The organism is Sphingomonas panacis (assembly GCF_001717955.1).
GTDB lineage: Bacteria > Pseudomonadota > Alphaproteobacteria > Sphingomonadales > Sphingomonadaceae > Sphingomonas > Sphingomonas panacis.
The window spans coordinates 958919-972151 of sequence record NZ_CP014168.1 but is presented as its reverse complement, the minus strand read 5'-3'; the positions used below and the strand labels follow the sequence as shown (position 1 = coordinate 972151).

Genomic DNA, 13233 nt, shown 5'->3' with positions numbered 1-13233 from the left:
GGCTCCGTTTCGGGTGTTTATGGATCTCGATCGCTGCCGACGGCGATACGCGGTCATAAACCGGACGGAGAAACGGCTCCCAAATCAAATTTTAGGGGAGTGCTGAAATGCGCAGTTCGTTAGTGTCCGTCATTGCCGTCACGGCTTGTCTGCTCCCCTCGAGCGCGTGGGCAGCTGAAGGTGGCGGCTCCGCCGGCGCAGACCAGCAAGACGTTCAAATCCAGGATATCGTGGTAACGGCGCAACGTCGTTCCGAAAAGGCGAACGACATTCCGATCTCGATCTCGGTCACGACCGGCGATCAGTTGTCAAAGAAAGGTATCACGTCCACGGCTGACCTGGTCAAGGTTGTTCCAGGCCTGATATTTACCCCGAGCTTCGCCAACACACCTGTCTACACCCTTCGGGGCGTCGGATTTTATGAGTCGGCATTAGCCGCTAGTCCTGCCGTCAGCGTGTATGTCGACGAAGTCCCACTTGCCTTCCCGGTGATGACTGAGTTTCCACCGCTTGATGTCGCGCGCGTAGAAGTGCTGAAGGGGCCGCAGGGGACGCTTTATGGCCAAAACTCCACGGGGGGCGCGATCAATTATATCGCGGCCAAGCCGGGCGATCATTGGGAAGCAGGCGGCGAACTCGGCTTCGCGCGCTTCGCCGCAGTGGACCTTAGCGGCTATCTCAGCGGGCCGGTCACCTCCACGCTGGGTGCGCGACTCAGCTTCCGCACGGCCCAGGGCGGCGCATGGCAGCGAAGTGTAACCAGGAATGACTCGCTTGGCGATGCGAACCAGATATCGGCTCGGCTATTGTTGGATTGGGCGCCGACCGATCGTCTGACGGCCGTCTTCAGCTTCTCTGCCGCGCATGACGGCTCAGACACTCTGGCGGGCCAGCTGATCAAAATCGATCCTGTCAATCCGGCTCGCGTTGCGCCTGGTCTGTCCGACAGTTTGGTGACGCGCAACGACGCCCGCCTCGCAGATTGGGACGCTGGCAAGCAGTTTAAGCTGAATGACAATCTGTACCAGGCTTCGGCCCGGTTGGATTTCGAGGCGAGCGATAACCTGAACCTGATTTCCATTTCAGCCTATCAGCGCTTTACCGAAGACCGGCTGAGTGACGTCGACGGGACGGCGCACCAGTTGCTCGCTGAGCGCGATACCGGTTCTATTGATTCCTTTTCGCAAGAGCTACGCGCAACTGGCCATAACGGTAGCCTCAAGTGGATCGTCGGTGGGAATTATTCCACAGCCAAAACGGCCGAACGCAACTTCTTTGGTAACCCAGAGCAGAGCAACACCTTGATCGTGCCGTTCCTGCCGCCGTTCAAAGGCGTAACCAGCGTTAGCAGTAATAAAATCGAAACCTACGGCATTTTCGCCAATGCGGATATCGCGCTCACCAGCAGACTTTCCGTGACCGGTGGTGTACGCTACACGAACAGCAATAACCGCTACACTAATTGCGCCTACGACACTGACGGTTCGCTTTCGCGAATCTTCTCGTTCCTGTCATCGACGTTCACCGGTACGAGTGTAACGATCCCGCCTTTGGGCTGCGTGACGCTGAACGCGGCAACGGGCCTTCCCGCAGTTACGACCTCTTCGCTGAAGCAGGATAATGTGTCGTGGCGAGCCGCTGTCAATTACAAGTTCGATACTGGCACGCTCCTCTATGCAAGTGTCGGACGCGGGTACAAGTCGGGCGGCTTTCCCGCGCTGGTCGCCGCCAATAGCGCTCAGTTGGCGCCGATCACGCAGGAGAGCCTGCTGGCCTATGAGGTCGGTTTCAAGACGCCGCTGTTCGGGCGCAAAGTGCAACTCAACGCTGCCGCCTTCTATTATGACTATGACAACAAGCAACTGCGTGGCCGCATTAATGTCGTGCCCTTTGGTTTGATCGAAGCCCTCGTCAACATCCCGAAATCGCGCATTTGGGGTATCGAGGCGGACCTCACGGCACGACCCTTCCGTGGCCTCGATGTTACCCTGGGCGGAAGCTATGTGAACAGCCGCATCCGCGAGTTTACCGGGTTCGGCTATGCCTCTCCCGCACTGGAGAATTATGCCGGTTCAGCCTTCCCCAACACGCCCCGCTGGACGGGGGTGGGCGATGTCCAGTATAATTGGGCTGCCGGGCAGCGGCACGGATTGTTCGTGGGTCTCAGTAGCCGGTTCCAATCGACTACCAACGCCACCTTCTTCAATGAAACGAACGTTCCTGTCGATCCGACCTACACGATTCCATCCTATGTTGTGCTGGATGCGCGTTTCGGCGTCGCGGCTAGCGACGACTCCTGGCGCCTTCAGGGCTGGGTCCACAACCTGACCAACAAATATTATATTCAGGGCCTCTTTCGCGGCCTCGACACCACCTACCGGCAGGCTGCCAAGCCGATCACCTATGGCGTGACCTTCAGCGTCAAATGGTAGCGCCCCCAAGGGCCAGTACCCGATCGGTCTGGCCCCCGGAACGATCGCACCGGCATGAACAGCCCGGCAAAGTTGATACAAAATGAGAGAGGATAAGACCATGGATATTGCAGGCAAGGTAGCGTTCATCACCGGGGCCGGCAGCGGTATCGGGCGCGCGAGCGCGTGCGCTTTTGCGCGCGCCGGAGCTAGCGTGATGATCGTCGATATGAACGAGAGCGGTCTTATGGAAACCGCCGGCCTGATCGAGGAGATCGGCGGCGCGGTCGCGACCATGACCGTGGACGTAACCGACGGGTCAAGCGTGGCGGCGGCGGTGGCTGCCACCGTCGAGCGGTTCGGTCGCCTGGATTGCGCGCACAACAATGCCGGCGTTGGTGGCACACCTGCCGAACTGGCCGAATCTGATGAAGCATCCGCGCGACAAGTCATGGATGTCAACTTTTGGGGCGTCTTTCATGGCATGCGCGCGCAGATCGCGGTCATGCTGCGCCAGGGCGGTGGAACGATCGTCAACACGGCATCCGCTGCGGGGCTGGTCGGCCTGCCAAGCTTGTCCGTCTATTCTGCCTCGAAGCACGCCGTGGTCGGCTTGACGAAAACGGCCGCGCTCGAATACGCCACGCGCGGCATCCGCATCAACTCTGTATGCCCGGGGGTCATTGAGACTCCCATGTCCACTCCCCTGTTTGAGGTTCCCGGGCTACACGCCGCTATGGCGGCGGTCCACCCGATCGGCAGGTTTGGACTGCCCACCGAAATCGCCGATGCGGTGCTTTGGCTCAGTTCGTCGGCATCCAGCTTCGTCGTTGGGGCCAGCATCGCGATAGATGGCGGTTCGACGGCGCAATAGGACACATGGTCGTTACCCCGCGTCGTGATTCACGCGTTGGGGCCGAGGCGGAAAAAGCAGCCGTCTACCATCGGGTGGACGGCTCTAACCTGCTATTTTTCTGTCTGTGCTTCGGGGCGGATCGCCCGGCGGTGACCGCGCTTAGGCTCGTTCCCATATCGCCGCAATGCCTTGGCCGCCTCCGATGCACATCGTGGTCAGGCCGTAACGCTTGTTTGTCCGGCGCAATTCGTAAAGCAACTTGGCGGTGATGATGGCGCCGGTTGCCCCGACGGGGTGCCCGAGCGCAATGCCGCTGCCGTTGGGGTTTACCTTGTCGGGATCAAGGCCGAGTTCCGCCGCGACGGCGCAAGCCTGAGCCGCGAACGCCTCATTCGCCTCGATGATGTCGAGATCGTCTATCTTGAGGCCGGCACGAGCGAGCGCATTGCGCGTGGCGGGAACGGGACCGATGCCCATGTACGCAGGGTCAACGCCGGCGTGGCCGTAAGCGACAAGGCGCCCCAACGGCGTCAGGCCGAGCTCGCGCACCGACACGTCGTTCGCCAGCACCACGGCGGCGGCACCGTCATTTATGCCCGATGCGTTGCCGGCGGTGACGGTGCCACCGTCGCGCTGGAACACGGGACGAAGCGAATCAAAATCCCCGGGCTTCGCGCCGGTGCGGACATATTCGTCGGTGTCGAAGGCGATCTTGCCTTGGCGCGTGGCGATCTCGATCGGGGCGATCTGATCCCTGAAGTATCCTTCCGCGATCGCGCGGGTGGCGCGGTGGTGGCTGGTCAGTGCCAGCGCGTCCTGCTGCTCCCGCGAAATACCGTAGCGTTTCGCGACGTTCTCCGCGGTCACGCCCATCAGGATCTCGTTGAACGGATCTGTTAGTGCGCCGTTGAGGCCGTCGATGATCGTGCTGTCGCCCATCTTCTTGCCCCAGCGCAGATCGGGCAGATAATGCGCCGCGCGGCTCATCACTTCCGTCCCGCCCGCCAGCGCTATCGTGCAATCGTCCAGCATGATCGATTGCGCGGCGGACAGGATCGCCTGCAAACCCGAACCGCAGAGCCGGTTGACGGTAAGCGCCGGTGTCGCGAGCGGTACGCCCGCGCCGACTCCGGCGATCCGCGCGACGAAATGGTCGCGTGGATGGGTCGGGATGACATGGCCGAAAACAACATTGCCGACGAGTTCCGGTGGAATGCCCGCGCGTTCGATCGCCGCGCGGCCGACATGCGCCCCGAGATCACCCGGGCGCTGGTCCTTGAGGGTGCCGCCGAAACTGCCGATCGCGGTACGGGCGACGGCGACCGCATAGATGTTGGTCACGAGAACTCTCCTAGCGGGCGTGTTCGAGCCGGCCCGCATATCGCTGGCGCAACTCCGCCTTCATCAGCTTGCCGGAACCGGTATGCGGCAATTCGTCGACTAGGATGATCTCGTCGGGAAGCCACCATTTCGCGACATAGGTGGTCAGGTGGATGCGCATTTCCTCGGGTGAAATGCTGCACCCCGGATGGAGGTGGAGCAGCATCAGCGGGCGCTCCTGCCAGCGCGGGTGCGGTACGCCAACGACCGCAGCTTCCTTCACTGCCGGATGTGCCACTGCGGCGTTTTCCAGATCGATTGACGAAATCCACTCGCCGCCCGACTTGATGACGTCCTTCGAACGATCGGTGATCTGGATGAAACCGTCTGCGTCGATGCGCGCGACGTCGCCGCTGTCGAACCAGCCGCCCGCATCGAGCGCCGATCCGAGCGCCTTGCCGAAATATCCGCTCGCCACCCACAACCCGCGCACCAGCAGCGGGCCGATCGCTTCCGCGCCGGGGCCGGTGACGCCGCCGTCGGCGGCACCGATACCGACCTCGGATCCGAACAAGCAGCGCCCAGCCTTCGCGCGCAGATCAAGCTGTTCCTCGGGCGGCAGATCGCGGTGGCGGCCAGACGGGCGGCAAACGGCCACGACGGGGCTGGTTTCGGTCATGCCCCAGGCCTGCATCGTGTCGACGCCGAGCAAATCGCGGAACCGCTGGACGAGCGCGCGCGGGCACGCCGCACCGCCCATGAAGACACGGTCCAGGCGCAGCGCCGCGCGCTCTTCGAGCGTGGTGTTCGCTTCGATATGATCGAGCAGGCTGAACCACACCGTCGGCACGCCAAGCGAGAAGGTGACCTCCTCGTCGCGCAGCAGTGCGTTGAGCGACGAACCATCCAGCGCACTCCCCGGCAGCACCAACTTGGCGCCGCACATTGCCGCAGCATAGGGTACGCCCCACGCATTGACGTGGAACATCGGCGGCAGCAGCAACGCGGTGTCGCGTGACGACAGCGCCATCGAATCCGCGCCGCACAAGGACATGGCGTGCAACACGGTCGAGCGGTGGCTGTAGAGCACGCCCTTGGGATTACCGGTCGTGCCCGAAGTGTAGCAGAGGCCCGATGCGGTCCGCTCGTCGAAGTCGGGCCATGCCGGCAGCGGTTCGGTGGCGACGAGCAGGTCTTCGTAGGCGATGGGATCGGCGATCGTGGTCGCCGGGATTTCGTCGCGCGAGCACAGCACGATCACGTTCAGCGGATCGATGTGCGCCGCGACGATGCGTTCGGCGAGCGGTAGCAGATCGGGGTCGACGCACAGGATGCGGGCGCCGCCTTCCTTGAGGATATAGCCGATCTGATCATCGAACAGGCGCGGATTGAGCGTGTGCAGCACCATGCCGCCGCCAGCGACGCCGAAATAGAGTTCGACATGCGCCGTGCGGTTCCAAGCGAGACTGGCGATCCGGTCGCCATGCCGCGCACCGAGCGTGGTGAGTGCGGCGGCGATCCGGCGAGCGCGGTCGTGTATGCGCGTCCAGTTCGATCGCTCAAGGCTTTTCGTGGGGTGGCGGGACACGATTTCAGTGCAGCCGTGATTGCGAGCGGCGTAGTCGATCACCGATCCGATCGTCAGGGACGGGTATTGCATCAGACCCAGCATGTTGGTCTCGGCTCCTCATCGCGCTCCGGGTGTTCGCGTGCCCGGTCAAGCAAGATGCTGTGGCAGCGCCGCTGTCACAATCGGCGCGCCGGTGCCACGCGGGAATATCACAGGCGGAATAGTCCCGCGTGCGCTGGATGCCTCGGAGAAATGAGGATAAACCATCACATGTGTGATATCGGGAGACCCCATCCCAATCCGCGATGCGGTCTGGTATCACCCGTACCTCCAAAGAGGGGCAAACCCCGTGACAGGAGAGTGCAGATATGATCCGGCGGACAGTAAAATCGGCGTCGCGAACCCTTCAGGTTCTTGAGCTCTTCTCGGAACAGCGCCGGCCCATGCGCCTGCATGAGGTCTATACGATCCTGGATTACCCGCAGTCTAGCGCGACCAACCTGCTCAAGAGCATGGTCATCATGGGCTATCTCAACTATAATCGCGTAACGCGCACGTATCTGCCGACAATGCGTGTCGGTGCGCTGGGCAGTTGGTTGCCGGGCTTCATCTATTCCGATGAAAGTTATCGCTGGCTGGTTGGGGAAATCCAGCGCCGAACCGACGAGACCGTCGGGCTGAGCACGCAAAACGACCTGTTCATTCAGTATATCCTGCTCAGGGCGCCTGAACATGATTTCAAGATCGTGCCGCCGATCGGCACCATGCGACTGCTCGTCGACTCCGCCGGCGGCCTGTCGCTGATGAGCCGGATGAAAGACAGCGAGATCGACAAGATCTGCCGCTATTCCAATTACTATCAACTCGCGGAGGGGCGCCGGTTCGATTCCGAGGAGTTGATGCGCGACATCCGCTGGGCGCGGCAGACGGGCTATGCGATCCTGAAGAACAAGCCGATGAAGGAAGTCTCATCGATCTCAATTCCGCTCGAGGAGACGCTGCACGGCATCCCGCTCGCGGTCGGCGTCGGCGGCCTAGCCGATCGCATCGCCAAGGCGCAGTACGACATCATCGCTACGATGCGCGAATGTATCGCCGAGTTCAAAGCGCTGCGCGAAGAGCATGCTTATGCCGAGGCTGCGGAATAACCGACCATCACAATTGTGATTGACCCGGTTTTCGGTGCGTGGAGATCGACACCCGGTGCCCGGCGACGCGAGATGCGGCAATGCGGTCGGCAGAAGAGAAAGCGGCGTTCAAGCAGCGCTACATCGAGGCTCGAGGCTATTGGGTTTCGTTCAACGATGGACTGCTCGAACACAGTCCGGAATGGCTGGAGGCGTATCTCGCCTATTCCGCCACGCCGGCGCACACCGGGCCACTCTCCGCCCGGATGCGCGAGCTGATCTATGTCGCGGTAGATGCCTCCGCCACGCATCTATTCAAGGCCGGCCTGGAAATCCATGTGCGCATCGCGCTGGCGGCGGGGTGCGCGGCGGGCGAGCTGATCGAGGTCCTGCAGATCGCGACGATGCAGGGGATCGACAGCGTAGCGGTCGGGATGACGACGCTGATCGAGGAGTTGGCGGTGTCGGGGCGCGTGCTGCCCGACACCCCAGGAGCGCCCGGCGCGATGGAGCGCTATGGCGCGCAGCATGACACACAGCCGGAGTGGCTTGCGACGATGGCGAAGCTGTCGCCCGCTTGGGTCGTGGCACTTGGCGATCTTCTGGAAACGGCCGATCGCACCTCGCGCCTGACCGCCTGCGAGCGCGCGTTGATCCGCCTCGCGCTCGCGGCGTCGCCGACGCATCTTTATGCCGAAGGCGTGCGCGCGGAGACGCGTCGCGCGCTCGATCTCGGGGCGGCCCCGGAGGAGATCGCGCAAGTATTTCAGCTCGTGGCGCATCTCGGCCTCCATGCCTGTTCGGAAGGCGTGCCGGCGGTCGTACAGGCAGCGTCGGAGGGGTGAACGCGCCGGCTATCGCCCTGTTCGGGAGTCACGCGAATCTGCTGGGCGAGAGTCCGTTGTGGGATGCGGTGCGAGCCTGGCTGTGGTGGGTCGATATCCGCCGCAATCAGGTGCTGGCGGCGGATAGCGGTGGCGTGCTTCAGCGCGAATGGACGTTCGACCGCCCGGTCGGGGCGATCGGTCTTGCCGAAGACGGTCTCGTTGCGGCTTTCGCAGACGGGTTCGCGCTGATCGATGGCGCGGGTGGGATTCACTGGCTTGCCAGCCCAGCGATCGGCGCGGGCGCGATCCGCTTCAACGACGGCAAGGTCGACCGGCAGGGCCGCTTCCTTTCCGGCACGATGCAGCATGGCGGACAGGCGCCGGCGCTCGCGACACTGTGGCGGCTCGACCATGGCGGACGCGCGGTGCGACTGGTGCGCGGTCTCCGGCTGACCAACGCGATCTGTTTCTCGCCCTGTGGAGGCTTGCTATACTTCGCTGACAGTCTGGAGCGGGTGATCCGCCGCCATGCTTATGATCGCGCCACTGGCGCGATCGGCCCGCGCGAGGACTTTTTCGACTGCGCCGCGCACGATCTCGCCCCGGACGGCGCGACCGTCGACGGTGAGGGCCGGTTATGGGTAGCGATGGTGTTGAGCGGACAGATTGCCTGCATCTCGCCCGAGGGGGATTTGGTCGCTCTGGTGGACCTGCCGCTGCCCTATCCGTCATGCCCGGCCTTTGGTGGGCGGGACATGGCGACCCTCTACGTCACGACGATCCGTGATTCCGGCCACAGGCTCAAATCCGATCTCGCCGACGCCGGGCGAATGCTCGCTATTTCCGGCCTAGAGGCGCGCGGAATACCCGAGACCCGCTTCGTTCCGGACAATCACATTCGGAATTAGTGGCCCTGTAGCCGGGTGAATCTGGAGTTCGGAGAGGCGGGGAGGGCAGTCAACCCGCATGGATCTCGATTTCTCCGCCGATGAAATGGCTTTTCGCGACGAGGTGTGCAGCTTCCTCGCGGAGGTCGTACCCGCAACCTGGCTGACGCGCGTGCGCTCCGGTCTCCGCCTCGAACCCGAGGAACTGATCGATTACCAGAAGGCGCTCGCTGCTAAAGGCTGGGGGGCGCCCAACTGGCCGGTCGAATACGGCGGCACCGGGTGGAGCCCAGCGCAACTCTACATCTTCGAAAGCGAATCCGCGCGCGCGGGCGCGCCGATCCAGTTCCATCAGGGACTGGAGCTGATCGGCCCGATCATCTTCAGCTACGGATCGCAGGTGCTGAAGGATCGCTATCTGCCCGGCATCATCAATGCGCACGACTGGTGGTGCCAGGGTTATTCGGAGCCTGGCGCGGGATCGGATCTCGCCTCGCTCACCACGGCGGCGGTGCGGGACGGCGATGATTATGTCATCAACGGCCAGAAGATGTGGACGAGTTACGCGCAGGTCGCGAGCCACATGTTCACACTCGTGCGCACCTCGCAGGAGCCGAAGCGTCAGCAGGGAATCTCGCTGCTGCTGGTCGACATGAAGACGCCTGGCATCACGATTCGCAAGATCGAGACGATGGACGAGAAATATCACACCAACGAGGTGTTTCTCGATGATGTGCGCGTGCCCGTCACCAATCTCGTCGGCGAGGAAGGGCGCGGCTGGGAATATGGCAAGGTGCTGCTCGACCGCGAGCGCATGGTCAGTTCCGCCACCGCAATCCACCTGCCGCAGGTGCTGGACGGCGTGCGTGAGGCGGCGCGGGCTCGAACCGTCGGCGGCGTGCCGCTGATCGAGACGCCTGTATTCCGCGCGCTGCTCGCGCAGATCGAGATCGAGGCGATGGCGCTGGAGACGATGGTGCTGCGGCTGCTCGCGGATCTTGCGGCGGGCGCAGATTCCGGGCCGCGCGGGTCGATGGTCAAGCTGCGCTGGTCCGATCTCTACCAGCGCGGGATGGCGCTGTGGATCGACGCGCTCGGCCCGGAGGCGGCGCACTTCCGCGCCCTCGACGGCGCCAGCCCCGCCGACATGCCATATGCGATGCAGGGTGCGCTCTATTCGCGCGTCACTTCGATCTACGGCGGATCGAGCGAAATCCAGCACAACATCATCGCCCGCCGCGCGCTGGGCCTGTGAGAACGCCATGAACTTCGAATTTTCTGACGAGCAGCGGATGCTGCAGGACGGTGCCGACCGGCTCGGAGGTGATCTCTGGCCAGCCGCCGACCGGCTCAAGCTGATCGGCGATTTCGATGCGGTCGCCGCGCGGACCTGGGCGCAGATGGCGGAACTGGGCTGGCTGATGCTGCCGATCGCGGAAGGCGACGGTGGCCTGGGCGGTTCGGCGGTCGACGTCATGGCGGTGATGGAAGAGATCGGGCGGCACCTGATGCCGGTGCCGTTTGTCGCGACGAGCGTGCTGGTGCCCACGTTGATCGGCGGCAGCGAAGCTGCGCAGCATGTCCTCGCGGCGATCGGCGAAGGGTCGGCGCAGGCGGCCGCGGGTCTACTGGAGCCGGATGGCGGCTATGACCTCGCGCATGTTGCGACGACCGCGCGGGGCAGCGGAGAGACTTGGAGCATAACGGGCGAAAAGCTCCACGTCGAGGATGGCGGCGGCGCGAACTGGTTCGTGGTAAGCGCGCGCACGGGGGAGGGCATCCGCCTGTTCGTGGTCGCCGCCGACGCCCCGGGCCTAACGGTCGAACGCTTCCGCGCGATCGACCAGCATCGCCACGCCAGATTGAAGCTCGACGGCGTCGCGGGCGTGCTGATCGCCGAAGCCGGGCTGCCGGTGATCGAGGCTGCGGTCGATCGGGCGATCTGCGCACATATCGCCGAAGCCGTCGGATCGATGGACGCGGCGATGGCTGCAACGCTCGACTATCTGCGGACGCGCAAGCAGTTCGGCGTCGCGATCGGATCGTTCCAGGCGCTGCAGCATCGCGCCGTCGACATGGCGGTCGCGATCGAGGAGGCGCGCTCGATGATGTACCGCGCGACGCTCAGCCTCGGTCGCGGACCGGAGGAGCGGCGCCGCGCGGTGTCTGCCGCCAAGGCGCGGGTGGGACAGTGCGGGCTCTACGTCGGGCGGCAGGCGGTGCAATTGCACGGGGGCGTCGGTTTCAGCGACGAACTGATCATCAGTCACCACCTCAAGCGGCTGATGATGATCGAATGTGCCTATGGCTCTTCCGATCATCACCTCCAGCGCTTCGCACCAGTGTGATTTTGGCGGCGTGGCGGCCTGCGGCCTCGGTCGCGAGCGGACCTATGCGGCATGGAAAACGAAGGATGCTCTCAGGAGATGGCGGGCGAAATGGTTGAAGTTGTGGACAAAAGGTACGACGCGATCGTCGTGGGGGCCGGTATCGGCGGTCTCTACGCTGTCTACAAGCTGCGCGAAATGGGGCTGTCGGTGCTTGGCATCGAGGCCGGCGATAATGTCGGTGGCGTCTGGTACTGGAATCGCTATCCCGGCGCGCGCTGTGACCTGCTAACGATCGATTATTGCTACACCTTCTCGCCCGAGGTCGACGCGGAATGGTCCTGGTCGGAACAGTTCGCCGCGCAGCCCGAAATCCTCGAATACATCAATTTCGTCGCCGACCGACACGATCTGCGCAAGGAGTATCTGTTCGAGACCCGCGTTGCGCGGGCCGCCTATGACGAGGCGCGCCAGATCTGGATCTACACGACGGGGACCGGCCAAACGTTCGAGGCCACCTATGCGATCATGGCGACCGGACCGCTGTCGGTGCCAAAGGTGCCCGAGTTCGAGGATATCGACAGCTTCAAGGGCGAGATGTATTATTCGGGTCGCTGGCCGAAGGAACCGGTTAGTTACGAAGGCAAGCGTGTCGGCGTGGTCGGCGTCGGTTCGACCGGTATCCAGATCATCCCGGTTATCGCCAAGCAGGCCAAGGAAGTCGTAGTCTTCCAGCGCACGCCAAGCTTCACCATGCCGATGCGCAATCACAAATACACGCCGGAATACGTGGCGGAGATAAAACGCAATCTGCCCGGCATGCGCACGCACGCGCGCAACAGCTTCGTCGGCGGCGTGCGGCCGTCTGGCCACCGCCCCTATTTCAGCCTGCCGCCCGAGCATCGTCGCGCGATCCTGGAATCGGCCTGGCAGAATGGCGGGCACACCGTGCTCGGCTCTTTTTCCGATTTGATGCAGAACGAACAAGCGAACGAGCAGGTCGCGGATTTCGTGCGCGGCAAGATCAGCGAAGTGGTCAAAGACCCCCAGACCGCCGAGACGCTGAAGCCGCGCGGCTATCCGATCTTCGCGCGCCGCGCCTGTCTCGATACCGATTATTACGAGACGTACAACGAACCGCACGTCAGTCTGGTCGACTGCTTCAAGGAGCCGATCGTCGGGCTGACCGAGACCGGCGTGCGCACCGCCTCGCGCGAGTTCCCGATCGACATGCTGATCCTCGCCACCGGCTACGACGGCCTGACCGGCGCGCTGATGGCTTTCGACGTCGCTGGCCGCAACGGCAGGACGATCAACGAGGAATGGGCTGGCGGAGCGCACTCCCATCTGGGGCTGATGATGAAGGGTTTTCCCAACCTGTTCATGATATGCGGCCCGAACGGTCCATCCGCGCTGGCCAACATCTTCACCATCAACGAGCAGAACGTGAACTGGATAGCCGACGCGATCACCCACATGCGCGGGCAGAGCTTGGCGGCGATGGAGCCGACCGAAAGCGCGGAGCGGGGTTATATGGAGCTGGTCTCCAGCCTGGCTGAGCACACGCTCCTGTCCAAGGCCAACACCTGGTACACCGGTACCAACGTCGCCGGGAAGGCGCGCGGCCTGTCGATCTATACTGGCGGCTTCAACACGTATTCCGATCTCTGCAAGGCCGCAGCCGATGCCGGTTATCCCGGTTTCGTCTTCGAGCGCGCGGGAGATCCCGTCACCTCCGGCTGATCCTCTCCTCTGCGAGACGAAGCTGAGACGGAACTGGCCCGCTCCCCGCCGCGGAGAGCGGGCCATTTCATGAGGAGCGCAACCGAGACCTTGCGGATCGGGGCAGGGCGCCAGCCGCCGTTGAGCAGCGCCTTGTCCGCCCCTGCGTATCGTATTCCAAAAGCG

General features: G+C 63.3%; 10 protein-coding genes. 8 read left to right on the top strand and 2 right to left on the bottom strand.

Annotation, left to right across the window (positions count from 1 at the left end; translation table 11 throughout):
- Positions 1-107 precede the first annotated feature (107 nt).
- Together J0A91_RS04425 and J0A91_RS04420 are read left to right on the top strand one after the other, a co-directional pair.
- Positions 108-2432: a TonB-dependent receptor gene (locus J0A91_RS04425; RefSeq protein ID WP_069203893.1), complete on the top strand. Its 2325-nt coding sequence runs from the start codon at positions 108-110 to the stop codon at positions 2430-2432.
- A gap of 100 nt (positions 2433-2532) precedes the next feature.
- Complete coding sequence (locus J0A91_RS04420; protein ID WP_150126826.1) at positions 2533-3285, top strand: glucose 1-dehydrogenase; 753 nt, start codon at positions 2533-2535, stop codon at positions 3283-3285.
- Between the two features lie 141 nt (positions 3286-3426).
- Here J0A91_RS04420 and bktB read toward each other — a convergent pair whose 3' ends face one another.
- Together bktB and J0A91_RS04410 are read right to left on the bottom strand one after the other, a co-directional pair.
- Positions 3427-4608 carry a beta-ketothiolase BktB gene (gene bktB / locus J0A91_RS04415; protein ID WP_069203891.1) on the bottom strand — a complete coding sequence of 394 codons (1182 nt, stop codon included), beginning with the start codon at positions 4606-4608 and terminating at the stop codon, positions 3427-3429.
- 10 nt (positions 4609-4618) lie between these two features.
- Positions 4619-6247 (bottom strand): long-chain fatty acid--CoA ligase, encoded by a 1629-nt coding sequence (locus tag J0A91_RS04410; protein ID WP_206364986.1) that lies wholly within the window; start codon positions 6245-6247, stop codon positions 4619-4621.
- 353 nt (positions 6248-6600) lie between these two features.
- On the opposite strand from J0A91_RS04410, the gene J0A91_RS04405 reads away from it, so the two are divergent.
- From J0A91_RS04405 to J0A91_RS04380, 6 genes are all read left to right on the top strand, one after another.
- Positions 6601-7305, top strand: coding sequence for an IclR family transcriptional regulator domain-containing protein (locus J0A91_RS04405; RefSeq protein ID WP_240502200.1), 705 nt, complete (start codon positions 6601-6603; stop codon positions 7303-7305).
- 80 nt (positions 7306-7385) lie between these two features.
- Positions 7386-8129, top strand: a complete 744-nt coding sequence (locus J0A91_RS04400) for a carboxymuconolactone decarboxylase family protein (protein WP_069203888.1) — start codon at positions 7386-7388, stop codon at positions 8127-8129.
- The gene (locus tag J0A91_RS04395) at positions 8126-9019 is read left to right on the top strand and encodes an SMP-30/gluconolactonase/LRE family protein (protein WP_240502199.1); all 894 of its coding nucleotides are present in this window, start codon (positions 8126-8128) and stop codon (positions 9017-9019) included. Before J0A91_RS04400 ends, J0A91_RS04395 begins: the two co-directional genes overlap by 4 nt.
- A gap of 58 nt (positions 9020-9077) precedes the next feature.
- Positions 9078-10253, top strand: a complete 1176-nt coding sequence (locus J0A91_RS04390) for an acyl-CoA dehydrogenase family protein (protein ID WP_069203887.1) — start codon at positions 9078-9080, stop codon at positions 10251-10253.
- A gap of 7 nt (positions 10254-10260) precedes the next feature.
- The gene (locus tag J0A91_RS04385) at positions 10261-11346 is read left to right on the top strand and encodes an acyl-CoA dehydrogenase family protein (RefSeq protein WP_069203886.1); all 1086 of its coding nucleotides are present in this window, start codon (positions 10261-10263) and stop codon (positions 11344-11346) included.
- 90 nt (positions 11347-11436) lie between these two features.
- On the top strand, positions 11437-13068 hold the full coding sequence (locus tag J0A91_RS04380) for a flavin-containing monooxygenase (protein ID WP_240502198.1): 1632 nt from the start codon (positions 11437-11439) through the stop codon (positions 13066-13068).
- Positions 13069-13233 lie beyond the last annotated feature (165 nt).

What these genes read in the sequence shown, in the direction of transcription:
- J0A91_RS04420 (WP_150126826.1), top strand. Translation starts at nt 2,533, where the DNA reads ATGGATATTGCAGGCAAGGTAGCGTTCATCACCGGGGCCGGCAGCGGT.
- J0A91_RS04390 (WP_069203887.1), top strand. Translation starts at nt 9,078, where the DNA reads ATGGATCTCGATTTCTCCGCCGATGAAATGGCTTTTCGCGACGAGGTG.
- J0A91_RS04400 (WP_069203888.1), top strand. Translation starts at nt 7,386, where the DNA reads ATGCGGTCGGCAGAAGAGAAAGCGGCGTTCAAGCAGCGCTACATCGAG.
- J0A91_RS04405 (WP_240502200.1), top strand. Translation starts at nt 6,601, where the DNA reads ATGCGCCTGCATGAGGTCTATACGATCCTGGATTACCCGCAGTCTAGC.
- J0A91_RS04380 (WP_240502198.1), top strand. Translation starts at nt 11,437, where the DNA reads ATGGTTGAAGTTGTGGACAAAAGGTACGACGCGATCGTCGTGGGGGCC.
- J0A91_RS04410 (WP_206364986.1), bottom strand. Translation starts at nt 6,247, where the DNA reads ATGCAATACCCGTCCCTGACGATCGGATCGGTGATCGACTACGCCGCT.
- J0A91_RS04385 (WP_069203886.1), top strand. Translation starts at nt 10,261, where the DNA reads ATGAACTTCGAATTTTCTGACGAGCAGCGGATGCTGCAGGACGGTGCC.
- J0A91_RS04425 (WP_069203893.1), top strand. Translation starts at nt 108, where the DNA reads ATGCGCAGTTCGTTAGTGTCCGTCATTGCCGTCACGGCTTGTCTGCTC.